Annotated in this window: 21 protein-coding genes; 6 read left to right on the top strand and 15 right to left on the bottom strand. The window is 43.2% G+C overall.

Going from position 1 to position 19,202, the window contains the following annotated elements; all coding sequences use genetic code 11:
- Nucleotide 1: 1 nt before the first annotated feature.
- From MHI08_RS17240 to MHI08_RS17270, 7 genes are read right to left on the bottom strand one after another with little or no spacing between them, the layout of a single operon-like run.
- Nucleotides 2–1,030 carry a glycosyltransferase gene (locus MHI08_RS17240; protein ID WP_342499805.1) on the bottom strand — a complete coding sequence of 343 codons (1,029 nt, stop codon included), beginning with the start codon at nt 1,028–1,030 and terminating at the stop codon, nt 2–4.
- The gene (locus MHI08_RS17245) at nt 1,027–1,767 is read right to left on the bottom strand and encodes a glycosyltransferase family protein (RefSeq protein WP_029707507.1); all 741 of its coding nucleotides are present in this window, start codon (nt 1,765–1,767) and stop codon (nt 1,027–1,029) included. The genes MHI08_RS17240 and MHI08_RS17245 overlap by 4 nt, the downstream gene beginning before the upstream one ends.
- On the bottom strand, nt 1,757–2,881 hold the full coding sequence (locus MHI08_RS17250; protein WP_342499806.1) for an N-acetylneuraminate synthase family protein: 1,125 nt from the start codon (nt 2,879–2,881) through the stop codon (nt 1,757–1,759). The genes MHI08_RS17245 and MHI08_RS17250 overlap by 11 nt, the downstream gene beginning before the upstream one ends.
- Before the next feature lies 1 nt (nt 2,882).
- Nucleotides 2,883–3,758, bottom strand: a complete 876-nt coding sequence (locus MHI08_RS17255; RefSeq protein ID WP_342499807.1) for a GNAT family N-acetyltransferase — start codon at nt 3,756–3,758, stop codon at nt 2,883–2,885.
- Nucleotides 3,755–4,933 (bottom strand): DegT/DnrJ/EryC1/StrS family aminotransferase, encoded by a 1,179-nt coding sequence (locus MHI08_RS17260; RefSeq protein WP_342499808.1) that lies wholly within the window; start codon nt 4,931–4,933, stop codon nt 3,755–3,757. Before MHI08_RS17260 ends, MHI08_RS17255 begins: the two co-directional genes overlap by 4 nt.
- Before the next feature lie 21 nt (nt 4,934–4,954).
- Complete coding sequence (locus tag MHI08_RS17265; protein WP_342499809.1) at nt 4,955–6,367, bottom strand: CDP-glycerol glycerophosphotransferase family protein; 1,413 nt, start codon at nt 6,365–6,367, stop codon at nt 4,955–4,957.
- A gap of 6 nt (nt 6,368–6,373) precedes the next feature.
- A complete protein-coding gene (locus MHI08_RS17270; protein WP_247721675.1) occupies nt 6,374–7,144 on the bottom strand; it encodes a glycosyltransferase family 2 protein in 771 nt (256 codons plus the stop codon).
- A 175-nt stretch (nt 7,145–7,319) separates the two neighbouring features.
- Between MHI08_RS17270 and MHI08_RS17275 the strand changes: the two genes are divergently transcribed.
- From MHI08_RS17275 to MHI08_RS17285, 3 genes are all read left to right on the top strand, one after another.
- The gene (locus tag MHI08_RS17275; protein WP_024423813.1) at nt 7,320–7,994 is read left to right on the top strand and encodes a YIP1 family protein; all 675 of its coding nucleotides are present in this window, start codon (nt 7,320–7,322) and stop codon (nt 7,992–7,994) included.
- Between the two features lie 193 nt (nt 7,995–8,187).
- The gene (gene gerQ / locus MHI08_RS17280; RefSeq protein ID WP_024426405.1) at nt 8,188–8,718 is read left to right on the top strand and encodes a spore coat protein GerQ; all 531 of its coding nucleotides are present in this window, start codon (nt 8,188–8,190) and stop codon (nt 8,716–8,718) included.
- A 129-nt stretch (nt 8,719–8,847) separates the two neighbouring features.
- Nucleotides 8,848–9,465 (top strand): cupin domain-containing protein, encoded by a 618-nt coding sequence (locus MHI08_RS17285; RefSeq protein WP_024423814.1) that lies wholly within the window; start codon nt 8,848–8,850, stop codon nt 9,463–9,465.
- Between the two features lie 41 nt (nt 9,466–9,506).
- Here MHI08_RS17285 and MHI08_RS17290 read toward each other — a convergent pair whose 3' ends face one another.
- The 3 genes from MHI08_RS17290 to MHI08_RS17300 form a co-directional block, all read right to left on the bottom strand.
- On the bottom strand, nt 9,507–9,878 hold the full coding sequence (locus MHI08_RS17290) for a DUF423 domain-containing protein (RefSeq protein ID WP_003215282.1): 372 nt from the start codon (nt 9,876–9,878) through the stop codon (nt 9,507–9,509).
- A 70-nt stretch (nt 9,879–9,948) separates the two neighbouring features.
- On the bottom strand, nt 9,949–11,256 hold the full coding sequence (locus MHI08_RS17295; protein ID WP_024426406.1) for a purine/pyrimidine permease: 1,308 nt from the start codon (nt 11,254–11,256) through the stop codon (nt 9,949–9,951).
- 33 nt (nt 11,257–11,289) lie between these two features.
- Nucleotides 11,290–11,622: a YwdI family protein gene (locus tag MHI08_RS17300; RefSeq protein WP_024423816.1), complete on the bottom strand. Its 333-nt coding sequence runs from the start codon at nt 11,620–11,622 to the stop codon at nt 11,290–11,292.
- Nucleotides 11,623–11,792: 170 nt separating this feature from the next.
- Here MHI08_RS17300 and MHI08_RS17305 point away from each other — a divergent pair, with 170 nt between their 5' ends.
- Nucleotides 11,793–13,151 (top strand): aldehyde dehydrogenase, encoded by a 1,359-nt coding sequence (locus MHI08_RS17305; RefSeq protein ID WP_342499810.1) that lies wholly within the window; start codon nt 11,793–11,795, stop codon nt 13,149–13,151.
- A gap of 33 nt (nt 13,152–13,184) precedes the next feature.
- Here MHI08_RS17305 and MHI08_RS17310 read toward each other — a convergent pair whose 3' ends face one another.
- Entirely contained in the window at nt 13,185–13,865 is a 681-nt protein-coding gene (locus tag MHI08_RS17310) for a uracil-DNA glycosylase (protein ID WP_342499811.1), read from the bottom strand.
- Nucleotides 13,862–14,689 carry a glycosyltransferase family 2 protein gene (locus tag MHI08_RS17315; RefSeq protein ID WP_024426409.1) on the bottom strand — a complete coding sequence of 276 codons (828 nt, stop codon included), beginning with the start codon at nt 14,687–14,689 and terminating at the stop codon, nt 13,862–13,864. The genes MHI08_RS17310 and MHI08_RS17315 overlap by 4 nt, the downstream gene beginning before the upstream one ends.
- Nucleotides 14,690–14,817: 128 nt before the next feature.
- Here MHI08_RS17315 and MHI08_RS17320 point away from each other — a divergent pair, with 128 nt between their 5' ends.
- Both MHI08_RS17320 and MHI08_RS17325 read left to right on the top strand, forming a co-directional pair.
- Nucleotides 14,818–15,132, top strand: coding sequence for a general stress protein (locus MHI08_RS17320; protein WP_342499812.1), 315 nt, complete (start codon nt 14,818–14,820; stop codon nt 15,130–15,132).
- 125 nt (nt 15,133–15,257) lie between these two features.
- Nucleotides 15,258–16,067: a bifunctional hydroxymethylpyrimidine kinase/phosphomethylpyrimidine kinase gene (locus MHI08_RS17325; RefSeq protein ID WP_024426411.1), complete on the top strand. Its 810-nt coding sequence runs from the start codon at nt 15,258–15,260 to the stop codon at nt 16,065–16,067.
- A gap of 48 nt (nt 16,068–16,115) precedes the next feature.
- On the opposite strand, the gene MHI08_RS17330 is transcribed toward MHI08_RS17325, so the two are convergent.
- From MHI08_RS17330 to MHI08_RS17340, 3 genes are all read right to left on the bottom strand, one after another.
- Nucleotides 16,116–17,189, bottom strand: a complete 1,074-nt coding sequence (locus tag MHI08_RS17330) for a chitobiase/beta-hexosaminidase C-terminal domain-containing protein (protein ID WP_342499813.1) — start codon at nt 17,187–17,189, stop codon at nt 16,116–16,118.
- 156 nt (nt 17,190–17,345) lie between these two features.
- The gene (locus MHI08_RS17335) at nt 17,346–17,600 is read right to left on the bottom strand and encodes a hypothetical protein (RefSeq protein WP_024423823.1); all 255 of its coding nucleotides are present in this window, start codon (nt 17,598–17,600) and stop codon (nt 17,346–17,348) included.
- 218 nt (nt 17,601–17,818) lie between these two features.
- Nucleotides 17,819–19,159: an MFS transporter gene (locus tag MHI08_RS17340; protein WP_342499814.1), complete on the bottom strand. Its 1,341-nt coding sequence runs from the start codon at nt 19,157–19,159 to the stop codon at nt 17,819–17,821.
- Nucleotides 19,160–19,202 lie beyond the last annotated feature (43 nt).

Genomic DNA, 19,202 nt, shown 5'->3' on the forward strand with positions numbered 1-19,202 from the left:
TCTACACATCCTTATGTTCTTTTTGGTGATGATTCATGAGGTGTATAAGAATGTTTTTCACTCGTTCAGTTCCTTTTCCATCGATGAGTGTCCGTCCATTGAGATGGATGCTCCTGCGGAGAAAATAGCTGCCGGACAGCCTTTCCACAGCACATCGTATATCTTTTTCATCCACAAGTTCACCTAATCCAAGATGACGGCAGGCTCCCTTTTGTGCAAAACGAGCGGCTGTCACTGCTTGGTGGTCGACTTGTGAAAGGACAATACTGGGCACTCCGATACAAACTGCCTCGTATAACGTCATCCCGCCAGCCACTATTGCCAGATCAGCTTTCGAAAAGCGTGCAGGTAATTGATCTGTATGACGAATGAATTGAATATGCTCAGCCTCTATTTGTTCTTCAATGCGGGAGGCTTTTCCTGTAACCGCTAAGATGTGTAAGTGGTCAGCTTCGAGGAGTGCTGATACAGCCTTTGATAACAATCCGCGCGGGTCACTGCCCCCAAGGCTGATGACCACCTTTTTGCATTCTTTTCGAACCTCATATGTGTCTTTTAATCGGCTTATCTCTTGATCTAACAATAAATAAGGTGTTCCATAAAAATATTCTGTCCCATCTACTTGCATGTGCTTTTCGTCCAGACCGCCATAAATGCCGTTCACGACAGCATCGGCAAGCTGACAGGCTTCTGCTCTTATTTCTTCAAATAAAACCAGCCTTGCAGAGCCGGAGGACGCTTTGATCAATCGAAGAAATTGGAGGTCACAATCAAGTACATCAATCAGCAGAAGATCTGGATTCAGCTCTTTTATGTCCTGCTCCATCTGAAGGAATGCCTTCGACTCCTGCACCAAATGAACGTGCCAATCTGGACCTGAGAGCATTTCTACACAGATCTGTTCATTTGTATAGAAAGATATGTCGTTTCCTTCTTGAAACAGTTGATTTGCCAGCCGTTTCATTCTGACGACATGCCCCATTCCTCTTAAAAACCCACCGTACACAACAATCATGATTTTCTTGTTCATTCAGCATCCTTCTGTTTCACAAATTGATTCAACCGAACAATATCAGGGTCTTGTTCGCAAATGGTGATGAGTTCAGCCGTAGGCACAGCAATGGAGCCGCCAGCTTTCTCTAGTAAACGGGTCGCAAACACATAATCTTCTTCTGTATCAATCGTGAATCGATAAGCAGGATATGCAAGTTCTTTGGGCGGTGTGAATAATTGCAGGTGAAATTGCTCAGGATGCTTTCTGATATAGAGCGTGACATGCTCACGCTCTGGCTGCGTAAGGGGAAAATTGTCGATTTCACTTAAAATCTGTGCGTCGATCATTTCCCCGGAAATACCGAGTGGCGTTCCAGCCGTATACGTGTAATCAGCCTTCTCTTGTCTATGTTTTTCAAGCATTTTCGACAAAAGGACCGGATCTATAAATGGGTTATCTCCTGTTAAACGCACAATGGTTTGCGGTTCAAAATGACGGACAATCTGCGCAAATCGCTGCAGTACATCCGTCTCACTGCCACGAAATACTTTATAGCCCTTAGATAGACAATAATGGGCGAGCAGATCATCTTCTGCCTCAACTGTTGTGGCGATCATGAGATTCTGCGTTTTGTGATTGTAATGATCTGATTGCTTTACTCGTTCAACAATCAGGTCGATCAGCGCCATACCGCCGATCGGTTTCATTACCTTTTTTGGCAGCCTTGTTGAGCCCATTCTCGCCTGTATGACAAAAAGGACATCATTGATCATTTGGCGTCTCCTTCATGAGTACATCTTTCCACGAAACCCCTGTATGGGCTGGGATATCTCTGGCAGCCTTTGTGCCAAGTAAAACCGACATATACCTTGGATGCAGACCTTGGCTTTTTTGTCCTGGACGTAACACGGCTAGATTTTCTGCGGTCAATGTCTCACCCTTCGCAATGCCTTTTGTCGTAAAAATGCCTCGATACGCAAATTCACGAATCTTGCCTTCAATAGCTGTTGTCGTTTTATAAGAACTGCCAAGGAGCTCTTCTGGCACTGAATGAGTGTCAGCTTCTTTTAAATTCCGCTGCTTTTCTGCCGCTCGAATATGCTGAACCATTTCCTTCAATTCTTCAGGATCAAGCGCAAAGGAATGATCAGCCCCAGGTAACGTTTTATCGACTGTAAAATGCTTTTCAATGATTGCTGCCCCAAGCTTCACAGCAGCTACAGGCGCTTCAGTTGGATGCTCACTATGATCAGAAAAGCCAATGACTGCCTCGGGAAATGCCGCAGCTAAAGTTTGAAGCACGCGCAGATTCGTGTAAGCTCTAGGTGCTGGATACTTTGCTACGCAATGCATGATCGCGACCTGCTGATTTTGCTCGCTTGTAATCGCCTCGTATGCTTCATGGACATCCGAAATAGTTGCCCCGGCTGTTGAGAATATGATGGGCTTTTGAAAAGATGCCGTGTGACGCATAAGAGGCAGATGATTGATTTCATAGGATGCCAGCTTGAAAGCCGGCGGATCGGTTTGATTCAATAGATCCGCAGATTCTTCGTCACACACTGTGCTTAAAAATATCAGCCCTTTTTCCGCGCAACGTGACAATAACACCGGGAGCCATTCTGGCGGCAGCTCCATTTGTTCCACTAAAGAAAAAATAGACACCTCTTCTCCCTTGGCTGTTTCGTACAAACCCGGTTCCTTTTGATACATCCGATCAGCTTGAAACATTTGAAACTTCACCGCATCGGCACCTGCTTCTTTTGCCACATCAATTAAAGCAAGCGCCTGATCCAGCTTTCCATCATGGTTAATGCCTGCCTCTGCAATGATAAAGACAGGCGCACCATCCCCTAATTTGCGATCTCCGATATAGAAATGCGCCATCTTACCTCTCTCCTTTTTTCGGCCACACATGGTAATACAAGAAGGCATTTTTTGTTCTAAAGCCCAGCTTTTCGTACAGCTGAATCGCGGTTGTGTTATGCATCTGAGTTCCGGCAGACATAAACCGATGCCCTCTCTCATAAGAGGCTTTTATTATCGCCATCACGAGCTTTTTTCCGATCCCTTTTCCTTGTGCATCCGGTCTAATGGACAATAAATCAAGCACTAGTTCATCGCCCTTTGTTACCCCTTGAATCAAACCAATGACTTCATCGTTTACCTTTGCCGCGAGATTGATATCTGCACGTCCGAGTAAATTGTTTCTCATCCATTCCTGAAAGAAATGCTGGACGACATTCTGATCTAAAAAAGGATCAAGTGCGTACCGGCTTTTCCCAAACGCCTGATGAGCAAGTGAGACCGCCTCATCGTAATCCTTTTCATCTGGCAGACTAATAACCACATCTTCACCTGTTGATGGGAGCTCCATTTGAACAGGCGGCGCCTCAAGACGAGTGAGACCTCCCACATAGTACACATGTGACAGTCTTTGAACGATGCGGTTTTTTACAAGATCAGACGCTTCAAGACGTAAAAAGAAAAAATCGCATTTTTCAGTTCTCATCCAATTGATGAAACGCTCCATCAATTCTTGAAAAGCAGACGCTGACTCCGCTTCCACAAACTTCACATGAAAAATATGCTGATCAAAAATGCCGCTTTCCCATTTTGACCATTCATATAACAGGACTGCTTTGAGCTGGGCGCCATTAACAAGAGCAAACTGCTTGAAGCCGTTCATTTGTTCCGCTTGTTGACCGTATTTCTCCAGCCAAGCAGCAAGCACCTGATCATCTACAGCATGAACGACCTTCATGATGATGCCCTCTGTTCTTTTAAAATAGACAACACCGCTGTGATAACATCCTGCACATCTTCATCTGTCATACTTGGATAGAGCGGCAGTGAGAGCGTCTGCTTGTAGTATGCGAGTGACTCAGGGAAATCCTCTGGTGAATAGTGACATGTTTCCTGATAGTATGGATGCAAGTGAACAGGGATAAAGTGAACACTCGTGCCGATTTTATATTCCTTTTGCAGCTGATCAATCAGTTCATCCCGCGTGATGAATGCTTCTTTTGGATTCACTTGCAGTACATACAAATGCCATGCATGTCTTCCTTCTTGATGCACAGGCGGCAGGATCAGACCCGCTTCTTTTTGGAAAGCCTGATTGTATGCTTTTGCAATCTGTTCTCTCCGTGCCTGCATGTCATCCAGACGGTTTAGCTGAACAAGCCCTAACGATGCCTGCACGTCAAACATGTTCATTTTATAGCCTGGTTCCTCGACCTCGTAATACCACGTTCCTTTTTCTCCATAACGATTCCACGCTCCCTTGCTCATCCCATGGAGCGCTATTCTTCTAATCCGAGCAGCAAGCGCATCATCATTTGTTGTCAGCATGCCGCCTTCACCAGTCGCTAGGTTTTTCGTTGCATAAAAGCTAAAAGCGGTCGCATCACCAATGGATCCAACGGGCTGACCGTGGTACGTTGTGTAAAGAGCGTGAGCAGCATCTTCAAGTACAAATAGATCATACTTTTTGGCAATCGCTAAAATTCGGTCCATATCGCACGATTGACCGGCAAAGTGAACAGGAACAATCGCTTTTGTATGTGGTGTAATGGCCGCTTCTATTTTCTCTGCATCTATGTTGAGTGTCGCTGGATCAATATCGACAAATACAGGCGCTGCCCCCGTATGGATAATCGTATTAGCTGTTGCGCAGAAGGTCAGAGGGGTTGTAATCACCTCATCCCCAGTCCCAATCCCTCTTGCCTTTAAGGCTAAAAATAAAGCAGCCGTACATGAATTGACAGCGATCGCATGTTTTGCACCTGTCAGCTGCTGAAATTCTTCCTCAAACTGTCTTACTTTTGGTCCAGTTGACAGCCAGCCGGACTTTAATGTTCCAATGACTTCATCAATTTCCTCCTGCTCAATGAAAGGCAGAGCATAAGGAAGAAATTGTGCTCTCTTTTTTCCCATATCGCTTGCACACCCCTATCTTCATCTCTGAAAATCCACACCAGTTTTTGTTTTGAGCAGAGAAAGCAGAACATCGATAGATCGCGCATGCGGATAATGTTGTTTAATGAACTGAGCTCCTTGCTGCTTTGCCAGTTTCATCTCTTGTTCATCCGACAAAATACGAATGGCTTTCTCAGCTAGTTCAACAGGGTTTTCCATATGATAGCTGCCAAGCGACTCGTAATATGGGTATCTTCTGCCTTCTGTCATTTTCCCGATCAGCACACTCTTTTCAAAAAGCATCGCTTCAAGACCCACTGTAGATGTGAGCGTAATCACGATATCCACATATGGCAGCAGGTCATACAGATCAATTTCTTTTTTAATCAATTTCACATGATTTCCCGCTCGTTCAATAGACACATAGTCATTTAATCGATTTCGAGCAATTTCCCAAGGATGCGGCTTCATGATCAGCTGAATGTCTTTCCGTTTGGCGATCGTTTTAAGAACATCGCCATAAAAGGCTTCAGAAAACGGCTGCGTTGCCACAAGCACGGTCTTTTTAGCCGGACTGAAATTCAATTTACGAAAAATGAGATCCTGTTGAAGCGGCGTTCGCTCCTTCACCAAATCAAACCTCGGATGACCTGTGATTTCCACCTGTTCCGGCTGACAGCCTTTGTCTACATACCAATCCTTTTCATACTTTCCAAACACCCCATGGCAAGTCGTAAAAATCGGTAAAAAGGCTTCGTCTCCCATAAGCGCGCCGTGCTGAAGACAGATACTCGTAAGCTGGCGTTTCACTGTTTGCAAAGCGAGTACGCGGCTGTAGACATCCTCTGTCGTTCCAACAATAACAGCTGCAATCGGCTGCATTTGAAATAGCATTTCTATCTGGTCAATGACATCAATAAATTGCACAATGTCCTTCCGCAGTTTTTCTCTAAAAAAGACATTGCCAAAGACAGGGTGGTGAGCGTAAGGTTTAAGGAGAGCATTTGCTTTTTCAATATATTCAGCGTGGGCTTCTTTATTAACCTCTCCGGCTAATTCCGGCTTACTGATCACGGGTAATCCGTAATAATCCGCCTTCTTCCAGCGAGCGAGCACCACCGTTTGGTTTGGATGGAACCGCATGTAATTTTGTTCCGTAAAACGCAGGTGTTCAAAGTGAAGCAATACCTTTCCATTCGCCGGACGATAAGCAATACGCTTGATCTGCTGTTTATGCTGATCAAAAAATGGCTGAATCTCTTCCGGTAATGGACAAGCGGTTGTCAGTTCTTGACCGAATGCCTCATCTACCATGCGTTCCCTCACTTCAGGACTGATATATTGATAAAAATTACTGATCAACCCAAGAGGAATTTGCTTGTAGGACAAATCCTTCATCAGATTCACATACTCAAAGTACACCTGCCAATAATGATGAATATAGTGCGACACTTCAGGTCACCTCCCATGTCTTTGTTTTAATATACTGCGAAGCTCCCAGCAGGTGGACTGCTCGGGAAGTGCTTGAATAAAGGCACTTTTCTCTTCTTCTGCCAGCTGATAATGAATGGACTGTTCTGTAATGTAATTTGTATCTAATATTTCATCAAAGGGATAGAACGGATAAAAATGATTTAAGCGGAAAAAGAAACGGGCATCCCCTATTCGATAAAAATGCGGACTCTCGTCCCAGTAAGACCCAAATTTCTCATGAATTTTTGATAAAATGGATGTACGATGCACGACCGAGCAATGATCTATGGCGCAGGGGGCATTCCATTGCACTGTTTGCGCCGGCCGAATCGTTTCCTTCACTGGCTCTTTTTTGCTATTTAAATAGATCACTTTAGAACTAGAATAGACAATATCTTTACCTGGATGGGCATCTAGATAATGAGTGAGCTTCTCTAAACGGTCCGGGGCGTAGACATTGTCATCTGTGGCATAGGAAATATACTCCCCTTTTGCCAGTTCTAATGCTTGATTAATCAGCACGGCGTAGCGAGTTTTCGCTGTTCTCTCTTCCAGCGTTTTGACACCGCTTTGAATAAAATGAACGCGGGGATCTTTGCGAAACGGTTCAATAGCAGCAAGGGTTTTTTCGTTTGATCCATCATCCATGATAAAAAGTTCAAAGTCTGACAGCGTCTGCTGCAAGACCGCTTCAATCGATCTGCCGACGTAAGCCGCCTTGTTGTAGCTCGTCATAATGACAGTTACTTTTGTCAAAGTTTTCACCTCGGTCTCTTTCAAACTATGTTTATCATATGTGTCTCCTCTTAAAGAGACTGTAGAGTGACCTATTTTTTATAAAATTGTATTTTTTTATTGATCTATCTTTGAAAAACGCGAACTTTTTGGTAATATAAGTAATCATTTGTGTGTATTAAAGGAGTAAAGAACATTGGAAGCTATGAAGAATGATCACTCCCAAGAAGAGGAAGTAAAAGGATTTTTTCGATTTTTTAAAATTTTCGTCGCGACAAAAACGATTATTCGCTCATATCAACATTCCAATATTCCCATTTGGCTGATGATGCTCCTTGCAAGTATCGCCGGTACGGGCTGGATCTACGAAGGGTATTTTAGCGAGTATATGGGCAATCATATTCCATTCCCTTTTATTCTGTTACAAGGAGCGGGATATGGTATTTTGGCAGGCAATATGATTCTATTTTTCGGTGTCCTCATCATCAAGTGGTTAGGACGTCTCTTTTTCGGCTGTCAAACGGCGTATCGAGATATACTCAAAGCCTGCACACTGACGGTCTTTTTCCCTTCTGCTTTATTTTCACTTACTTGGATTTTCACTGTTGGGATGCTAGGTCCGTATACGTTTGTTAAAATCTCACCATATTTAGATCAGCATTATGAAGTATGGTATTATCTCGATCTTTTACCTCTTACGGAAGCATATGCTAAGACGTGGATATTGGGAATGGCTGTTTTAGGCATTGTCGCTGTGATGAAACTCAGATTATGGCAAGCCTTCATCATTGTGATCACACCGCTCGCCGCGTTTTTTCTCATCATGACACTTTTATTTGATATTCAGCACGCTATAAACTGGATCATGTAAACAGGACGAGTACCGATAGAATACGAGGGATTGTCTTCACGCTGAGGAATTGCATAGCAGTTCCTTTTTTTCGTTCAATGTACATATTCTCCCCTCCTGTCTCATAGTGTGAAAGAGAGAAAGAATGCTATGGAAACAACAGGTGCTTTAGCGCCTTCTGTTTAGAACACCATGAGGAAAGAGGAGGAACGTTATGAAATTGAAAAATCAATTTGGGCAAGGTTCGGGTTTCGAAGGTCAAGATTTCCGCCAGCAACAATATGGAGCAAATCCGTATCCTGCGCAGCAGATGGGTTATTCAGTCCCTCCCCAAACGCAGGGTCAAATGCAGCAGGGGTTTTCACCAATGCCGTCTACCGGTACTTCACAAGGAGGCCAAGGAACGCAGGGCGGCGGTCAGCCCTATCAAATTCCTTCTGGACCGGTTTATCAGCAGAATGTCACAGGACAGCTGCCTATTGAGCAGTCCTATATTGAAAATATTTTACGATTGAACCGCGGCAAGGTAGCCACGATTTATATGACGTTTGAGGCGAGTAAGGAATGGAATTCGAAGATTTTTAGAGGCGTCATAGAAGCTGCAGGGCGTGACCACATTATCATTAGTGATAATAAGACAGGAACACGATACTTACTATTAACAATCTATCTTGATTACATTACGTTTGATGGAGAAATTCAATATGATTATCCTTATTCGATGTCAACATATTCTCCGAGATAACGTCAATCATGGCAAAAGCAAGGCTCAGGTGCCCTTGCTTTTTTCTTTTGTCTAGGTTTTTGTCACACCTCTGGTGCGCTGCTCATAAGATGCCTAGTAGTTTTTATCAAAAGCCTAGAGGTGACATCAATGACTGTTGAGCTGGATTATACATCACCAAATGTCAAATTTTCATACGATCTGAATCAAAGCCCCCTTGTGAAATTCGATCAGCATAACCTGATTAATGTGTTAGGAAAAAAACAATTAAACTCGTTGGATCAAGTGTCCCTGCTGGATATATATTTGAGTAAAAGCAAAGTCGTAGAGCCTCATTATCATCAAAATGCGGCAGAGCTTGTTTATTGTATAGCCGGTTCTGCTGCCGTATCGATGCTGAATCCATTTACAAAAAAACTGCACACCTACACCATCACACCTGGACAGGTGGCAAACGTGCCTCAAGGCTGGTGGCACTATGAAGTCGCTCTCCAAGACAGAACTCATTTGTTAGCCATTTTTAACGCATCTACACCTGAAGTGATCCTAGGCTCAGACCTTCTCACCCTCACCCCTTCTCACATCATGGCCCATACTTATTGCATGAACGAAACACAGTGGAAGCAGGCGATAAAGCCTGTGAAACCAAGTGTGTTTATCGGACCATTTTGCCACCGGGAGGAAGAGTCTCAAACGCATCCTGTCCCTCCATCTCACTACGTCCCATATTATCAAGCACCGCCCAACTATACCCCTTACTGGAGTTAAGAAAAAAACCGATGCCCCTATGAGAGCATCGGTTTATTGGCTTATAAATTTTTTGCTGCTGCAATGACAAGCATGATCCAAGAGGCGATAAATGCTACTCCGCCAATAGGAGTAATGGCACCTAGAATCTTCACCTGCGTTAATGCCAGCACATAAAGGCTTCCTGAGAAGAAAAGGATGCCTGCAAGCATCACCCAGCCAGCGGTTGGAACTAGGGAAACACCTGATAGCTTATCTGCAAGAAAGGCGACAATAAATAGTCCTATCGCATGGAACATCTGATATTGAACACCTTTATTCCATATTTCTATATATTTTTCAGGGATTTTCCCTTCTAGACCGTGCGCACCAAAGGCTCCAAGTCCAACAGCAAGCATGGCGTTAATGGCACCTAAAATGAAAAATAGTTTCATTCGTCATTCTCCTTATCTCGTCAATTATATTTATCATAGCGCGGGTGAAGGGCGACATTCAACTTTCCCTTTACGTTGACACGAGATTGTCGGATTTCTTTTTCTTTCGTAACAAGACCTGATCGACCACGATCGCAATGAGTGTGCCTAGAACAAGACCGTTGCTTAATAATGAAATGAGCACAGGGTGCATCCCTTTCAAGGCTCCCTGAGGCACAAACATCGCCCCTACGCCTGCTAAAACAGCAATCCCTAGAACAAAGCGAATCCGCGGAATTTCTTCTTTCTCATACTGATCAAACTCCGACATCGCAATCCCAATCATAGAAGAGAAGACCACAAAGTTTACAGCAAGCCCCACAGGGGATGGCAATGCAGAGAAAAAGCTCATGAGCAGAGGAAACAAACTAATGAGAACAACAAGCAGACTTCCTATGAAAAAAGGCTTTCTCGAAGGAATTTTGGTTGTCTGGATAAATCCGGCTGCCCCAGAAATAGGTACAGGCGCAATCGCCCCGATGAGCCCGCTTAATAAATGACCAAATGCTGCGACAAAACCGGCAGGGCGTGCTCTTTTCCGCTCACGCAGTTCACCAAATGCCTTCACTGAGCTTTCCACAATTCGAATACTTGCCAGCATGTTCACAATGAGTAAAATCGTTATAAAAAAGGACGTGACAAGCAATCCACTGTCAAAGACCGGCATACCGAATGGAAACAGCTTCGGAAACTCGATGATTTGTTCTGGAATTCGGACCGGCTTCGCCAATCCGAGTAGAGCGAATAACAGCCATCCGCCTGCAAGTGCGAATAACACAGAAAACTGTCTTAAATAATGCCATTTTGAGCGGCTGATCATGAAGGTAAGGATAATAATCAAGATCGATAAGCAAAAGACAAGCCCATCTACTTGATTTCCCCGATAGCCGATGCCCATCAGCCCTTTCATAATTGGCTGACTTAGCTGCACAACAAGCAGCAGCAGGTAAATGCCTGTGACGACTGGCGTAAATAAAGACGCGAGCCAATTGATGATTTTAAATAGACTAAAAATAAAAAAGAAAACAGCACTAAAAATTAAAGCCCCTTGTAATGCTTGCAGGGTTTCAGGATACGTCGCAAAGATTGTACCTGTCATGCCGGCATAAAGGGTATACACACCCCACCAAAGCCCTGCTGGACTTTCATTAATCGGCAGCATATGGCCGCATAAACACTGCACCATTGCAACAAGACCAAGTGAAAAGAAAGTACTTTGAATCAGCTCCGCCGATTGCACTTGGTTCAATTCAAATGCTTGTGCAATCGCAATTGGTACGGCAATAGAAGCTGCGATAAAAAATGCCATCCACTGAATGGCGCCCAAAAATAGTTTCAAACCGATCACCTTCCCTTTGTCGTGACAAGACCATTAAAAATCAAAAATAGAGTCGCCGTTCCCGTCCTTCTCTTTTTGACCCTCATCATTTTGCTGAAATTTCTTCGCGCCACTTGTGCCCATGAGTTTCTCCAGCATGGCTTGATCTGCAGACACAGATGGTGCTGATGGTGTATGTATCGATGAAGGTGGTGAAATGACCGGCGACTGCGGCATTTGCACCTGTGATGGTGCGTCGAGAATGACATCACATAGTGAAGAAATGGCCGCCACTTGACGTTTCACCTCTTCATCATTTCCACTTTGTTTTGCTTTTTGGACCGCTTCCTCCATTTTTTGAAGCAGGCTTGATATATGAATATTCAAGGGTAGACCCTCCAATCTAAAAAAATCTCTTTTCAACATTATTTTACCAAATGAACAAACCAAATGGGTTCATTTTTTCAAAGCAGTGCGCTCACGACTCTCTTATTTGACCCGTCATCTTCATTCACACATAATAAAAGAAACAACATCGTCTATGAAAGGATTGAATAATGGACAAGCTCACTGCTCTATTTCAGAAACAAAAAGTCTTTCAGAAGCCGGCGGTTCAAGAACGCATCCGCATTCTTCAAGACTTAAAAGCAGCAATCAAACAGCATGAAAAGGATATTTTACAGGCCTTAGCCCATGATTTACATAAATCCGAACTGGAAGCCTATACAACAGAGGTCGGGATAGTGTATGAAGAAATCAATCATACCCTCAAGCACCTTCACAAATGGGCGAAGCCAACTCGCGTGAAAACACCGCTGACTCATATCGGATCAAAAAGCATGATCATCAAGGAACCCTATGGAAGTGTGCTCATCATTGCTCCTTGGAACTATCCTTTCCAATTGGCCCTTTCTCCATTAGTCGGCGCGATTTCTGCGGGAAATGCTGTGATTTTAAAGCCGTCTGAGCTGACGCCGGCAGTCTCACAAGTGATCAGCACTATCATCAAACATGTATTTCAAGAAGACCATGCGGCTGTCGTAGAGGGCGGTGTTGAAGTCAGTACAGAACTGCTGAAACTGCCCTTTGATTATATCTTCTTTACTGGAAGTGTAGCAGTTGGCAAAGTCGTCATGGAAGCCGCCGCAAAACATTTGACCCCTGTCACACTTGAGCTTGGCGGAAAAAGTCCCAGCATCGTCATGCCTGATGCCGACATCAAATTAGCAGCGAAGCGGATCACCTTTGGAAAATTCACCAATGCAGGGCAAACCTGCATTGCACCAGACTATTTGCTCGTTCATGAATCCATCAAAGAGGAACTTTTACGAGAAATGACAGCCTGTATCCGTGACTTTTATGGTGAACATCCCGAAACGCATCCGCACTTTGGAAAAAATGTCAGTCAGCGTCATTTTGACAGGCTTACACAATTTCTCTCAAATGGAACGATCGTCACAGGTGGACAGCGCAATGAACAGGAGCTCAAAATCGCTCCGACCATTTTAGACCACATCACATGGGATGATCCCGTCATGCAGGAGGAAATTTTCGGACCGATTTTGCCTGTCATGACCTTTGATTCTCTGCATGAGGCAGTTCATATGATCAAAGCAAGGCCAAAGCCGCTTGCGCTTTACTTATTTACAACAAATAAAGAAACAGAAACCTATATTCTAGACAACCTCTCATTTGGCGGAGGATGTATCAATGACACGCTTATGCATGTCGCTACACCTTACCTGCCATTCGGAGGCGTCGGCGAAAGCGGCATGGGGCGATATCACGGGAAGGACAGCTTCTTTACTTTTACGCATGAAAAAAGCGTCCTGCGGCAAACCAATCGCTTCGATTTTTCCTTCCGTTATCCAAATGCGAAAAACGGACTCGACTTGGTTCGTAAATTTTTAAAATAAACAGGACGAAGGGTCTCTCCCCTCGTCCTATTTTCATTCAATATCCTTGATACACCAATTGATTTCTTCAATCCCCATTTGCTTTAAATACGCGTTTACCTTTGAAAACGGCCGGCTGCCAAAAAAGCCGTTTCTTGCAGAAAAAGGACTTGGATGAGGTGACTCAATGATGAAATGCTTGTTTTGATCAATGCGTTCTTTCTTGTTTTGAGCATGTCTTCCCCATAACACAAAAACGACCGGCTGTTCACGCTGATTCAGCACATCAATCACGCGGTCTGTCACACGTTCCCAGCCCTTGCCTTTATGAGAATTCGCCTCGCCTTTTCTCACAGTCAGCACAGTGTTTAACAGCAGAACACCCTGCTCTGCCCAGCTGACAAGTGAGCCGTGGTTTGGAACAGGACAGCCAAGATCATCTTTTAGCTCCTGAAAAATATTTCTCAAAGATGGCGGATGTTTGACGCCCGGCTGAACAGAAAAGCTTAATCCATGTGCCTGCCCTGGGCCATGATAAGGGTCTTGTCCTAAAATCACCACTTTGACCTTTTCATATGACGTCAAATGAAGAGCACGATACACGTCATCTGGTTTTGGAAAAACGGTCTGCGTGCGATATTCTTCCTTCATCCATTCACGTAATTCCTGATAATACGGCTGATCAAATTCACTTTTCATCACAGCCCACCAGCTATCATTTAAAAATGGCTTCATTGCGGTTTTCCTCCTTCTACTTGCTGTGCTAGTCTGGAGATCATCGGTTTTCCATCCCACACAATCTCACTCTCTGATTCTCTTTTTTTCATCGCCGGTTCTTCTAATAATATAGCAAAGTTCGCTGTCGGCAGATCGCCCAGTTCATGCTTTTCACTTAAATCATCTAAATAGTTTTTCCTTGTTTCACCAAGATCACTAGACTGATTTCCACCGCCGTCAAAAAACGCATAGATCACGCTCGCAGCTGGCACTCGTTTCACTCGGGCATGCTGTGATACACGCAAAAAGAAGTCCCAGTCCCAATAATGATGCATCGCTGGATCAAAATAGCCTATCTCATCGTGTATACAGCGTTTGTACATACTGCCCGAAGGAACATATGTAGAAAAGACACGCATATCCTCAATATCTGCTGTATAAGCAAACAGACGTCTCGACAGCGGAAAACGGGTCGCGCCTTTTTCTTCAAATGATACAATTTCTGCATCAGAAAAGACAAAATCGGCATCCTCCAGCGCCTTGCTCATGCGTTCGATATGACAAGGTGTGAAGTAATCATCGTCGTCACTCAGCATGATGACGTCGCCTGTCAGCTCCCGCACCCCCACATTTCTGGCATTTACATGCTGGACATTCTCATCTAAATGAATCAAGCGGATCGGAAGCTCAGGGTAAAGTTCCCGAATGATGTCGACTCGCTCTCCTGCATCATTGACGACAACAATTTCAAAAGGCTGTACGGTTTGTCTTGTAATGGATTCAAGCAGCTCACACAGTGCGCTGAGCCGGTTATGTGTCACAATTAATAAGGAAATCTTCATATGCAGCTTACTCCTTTAATAGATTCGTCTTTTTCCATTAAAACATAAATTGACTTTCTTCTCATGATATAAAAGGCGGTTTGATTTGATGGGAAAATGGGAATTTTTGATGAAAAGGAGTGATGATGATGGAATATATCACGGTGGAGAATAGTAAAGAAGCAAAACAGACCATTGACCACATTCATTCATCGGGATCATCAAAGGACGCTGTTTTTGTTTTTGCCTACGACCCAGAACGCTCTGATACCGTAACAGAGTACACAGACGCCAAAAGCATGACAGCGGTCGATCAAGGAATTTTGGATCAAGTCGCCAATGTCATTCGCACCCGGGTTGATGAACTGATGGCCAAAATGATGTCAACTGGGGCCGATCAAGAGTTAGCCTTAACCCTTTTAGACGAGCTGAAAAAAGGGAAATTGGTGATTTGTAAAAGGTAAGAAAGAGAGGCGTTCCGAAGAGAGGAACGCTTTTTTATACCGTTTCATTGTGATAAACGGAAAAGCTGATTATAATAAGGGATAGAACAATAACTGTTACACATCACATTGGAGGTTCAGCAACTATGTCTATGAATAAAGCACTCACCATCGCAGGTTCGGATTCAAGCGGCGGTGCAGGTATCCAAGCAGATTTAAAAACGTTTCAAGAAAAAAACGTCTACGGGATGACAGCTTTAACCGTTGTCGTTGCAATGGACCCACATAATCATTGGGATCATCAGGTGTTTCCAATTGATACGGCGACAATTCGCGCGCAGCTCTCTACCATTGTAGAAGGCATTGGTGTAGATGCACTGAAAACGGGTATGCTTCCTACCGTCGACGTGATCGAGCTTGCAGCTGACACCATCAAAACATATGACCTAAAAAATGTCGTCATTGATCCTGTCATGGTTTGTAAGGGTGCGAACGAAGTCCTTTACCCAGAGCACGCGGAAGCACTGCGTGAAAAGCTCACGCCACTGGCAACCGTTATCACACCTAACCTTTTCGAAGCAGGTCAATTAAGCGGAATCGGCGAGATTAAAACGATCGAACAAATGGAAGAAGCAGCAAAACGCATTCACGAACTTGGTGCAAAGTATGTGGTTATCACTGGAGGCGGTAAGCTCAGCGAAGACAAAGCCATCGATTTACTTTATGATGGACAAACCTTCGAGCGCCTTGAAACAGATAAAATCGACACAGAATACACACACGGCGCAGGCTGCACATTCTCAGCAGCAGTCACAGCTGAACTAGCGAATGGATCAGACGTGAAAGAAGCCATTTATGCAGCAAAAGAATTCATCACGGCTGCCATTAAAGGCTCTTTCCAGCTAAACGAATACATCGGACCAACAAAGCATTCTGCTCATCGTTTTGACAAATAAAACAGAAAAAAACCGATTCGCCTTGTTAGGAGGTGAATCGGTTTTTGTTTATCGAAAGCTTCGTCTCTGTGCAAACAGACAATCTGTTAAGCCTGGCGTCTCATAAGCAGGCGTCCATGATGCATGGTCATATCCATACTTACTAGCATACTCCGTATAAAGCGGCTGGCCGCCAGCTTTTTGAATAGCTTGAATTGTATTTCTTGCATAGCTGATAGGGATAATGGAATCATCTTCTGCATGAAATGCCCATATTGGCTTGTTTGCTAAAATTCCTGCCTTGCTTGGATCTGCTCCCCCCGCAATAGGAATCATTGCTGCAAACAGACGAGGATATGTGATGTTCAACTGGTACGTGCCAAATCCACCTTGTGATAAACCCGTCGCATAAATTCTTTTCTGATCAATCTGATAAGAAGTTAACACATGCTGAAGGACATCATAAGCTTTGTGTAAATCTGGTGAAAATTGAAACACGTTCGTGAGATCAATTTCATTTTGCAAATTTCTTGTTAAAGCAAAGCCTCCATCGACAGCATCTCGCGCCTGAGGTGCAAGTACGTACGAAGGATGTTTCTTTTGGACTTCAGGAGAAGCCCATAAAACTGCACCATCATTCGCAAGTAACTGCTTTTGATTGTCTGTTCCCCTCTCCCCGCCTCCATGTAAGAATAGGACGAGAGGATAGGCTTTACCCCTTTTATGGTTTTTTGGAATATACAGCCGATAAGGCATTCCTTTGTATTCGAAAGATAAAAAAGATGATGCAATGTCCTCTCGTGTGACAAAGCGATAATTGTACGTAGACGTGGAAAGGCGGCGGTTTTTCTTGTAAACGCTTACTTTCAAAGTCGTATCAGTTTCGATATGAATGGGCTTTTTGTATAACTGACTTTGAGTTGTCGGCTGGCTGCCATCTGTTGTGTAATAAAGAGAAGCTTTTTGAACGTGAGAATGCAGAGCTACCTCTTGTGAACGATAATATTGACCAGATGGGACTGAAGCAGTTGATGCAGCATACGACGTATGATTTCGGGCAGAAGAAACGGAAGGAAAAAGAAAACTCATAGAAAATAGGACAATCATAAAGGTGATCAGGCATTTCTTGGTTGTATGGTTCATATCGTTCCTCCTGTACATGCTCAGATGAATTTTTTATTTATTATTGATCATGACAATATAAATGTCAACGCTTTCATTTAAATTTCTGAATAATCAGTCAGAATACAAAAAAGCGTACCCGCAAGCAGGTACACTCTTTTATCCATACATGAATGCCTATTTTTGCTGATCGGACTCTTTCGCCATTTTTCGAATAAAGGCTTCAATGGATTCAACAAATAAAGCATATTCTTTCATTTGTTTATACGTATCTGACAGCTTCTCTTTCACTTCTTCCTGCTCTAAAGAAGGTTCACCGAGAATAGATTGAACTTGAATGAGCAATTCTTTATATTCTTCACGTTTATCTTCAACATGATCTGCCATTGTCTCCAAGCGTTTTCTAGTCGTCGGCTGCTGTTTTGAATTCAAGTAAACAACCCCTTTTTTCGTCCTACCGCATTTGGATAAACGTCAGCCTCAGCTGTATATATTTTAAAATGATACCATAATTCCACCTGTTATCATATATGTAAAACGTCATCAAACCGCTTTAGGCCAACCTTGTATATACACGCTATAGGCTCTAAGATACAGGCTAATCTCACTAGAAAAAAGCAGATCATTGATCTGCTTAAATTGTAGAGAAATTATTTTTCAAGTCGGATTTCCCCTATTTCCTTCTGACTCTTTAAGGGAGTTCTTCTTTGCTCAAATTTCATAGCTAATACTAATAGGAAAGCTATTATTAAAATCATACTTAAGAAAATCAAACCGGCCTGCATTTTTCCTGTAGCATCTTTTAGCCACCCAACTGCATAAGGGCCAACAAAACCTCCTAGATTTCCAATTGAATTAATGACTGCAATTCCAACAGCTACTGTGGCTGGACTCAATATCATAGTAGGTAATGACCAAAAAGGACCTTTAAAACAATACATGGCTGCCAATGAAATAGTGATAAAAATCATTGCAATAAATGGATTGGACACCATTCCTACACTGAGTAACGTTAAACCAGCTACGAGTAACGGTAAAGCTGTGTGCATACGTCTTTCACCAGTGCGATCTGAGCGTCTTGACCAGTAATTCATGACGATTGAAGCAATAATGTAAGGGATTGTAGCAATGAAGCCGATCTGGGTGTTTGATAAATAGCTAGATAACCCTTTAATAATTTGGGGCATCCAATAACCAACGCCCAGTGTACCTGCAGTATATACAAAGTAAATTAAGGCGAGGTACCACAGTTTAGGATCAGTCAAGGCCATCTTATGACTAGAGGCTTGTCGGCCTTGCTTTTCTCTTAGCTCCTCGTCCTTTCTTAATTCTGACATCAACCAATTTTTTTCTTCAGCTGTTAACCACTTTGCTTGTTCTGGCCGGTCTGTTAAGTAGAAATATGTAACAAACCCTAAAATAACAGCAGGGGCGCCTTCGATAATAAACATCCAACGCCATCCAGGTACATTCATCCAATGAATATGATCAATAATTAAGGTAGAAACGGGAGCTCCAATAATATAAGAAACTGCGATTGCTGTCATAAACATCGCAATTGTACTTGCTCTTTCTTTAGCTCGGAACCAATAAGTAAGGTATAGAATAATGCCAGGAAATAGACCTGCTTCTGCTATTCCAAGAAGGAATCGAATAATATAAAGCTGGGTAGCATTCTGAGCAAACCCAGTTGCCATAGAAATAATTCCCCAAGTAAAGAGAATCCTAGTAATCCAAACTCTTGCCCCAAATTTTTGCATTAAAATATTACTTGGTACTTCAAAGAGAAAATAACCAATAAAAAAAATACCTGTCACAAGACCAAACATTTTACTTGTTAGTCCTAATGCTTCGTTCATTTCCAATGCAGCATATCCCACATTTGCCCTGTCTAGATAAGAAATAATATAGAGTAAAAATAGTAAAGGGATAATTCTTCTTGTCACCTTTCGAATCGTCTTCTTTTCGAAATTCAATTGAGAATTTTCCATTCAAATTCCTCCTTTTAAAATAATAAAAAGAAATTTTGATAAC

This window comes from Bacillus sp. FSL M7-0791 (assembly GCF_038627085.1).
In the GTDB taxonomy this organism is placed as follows: domain Bacteria; phylum Bacillota; class Bacilli; order Bacillales; family Bacillaceae; genus Bacillus; species Bacillus safensis.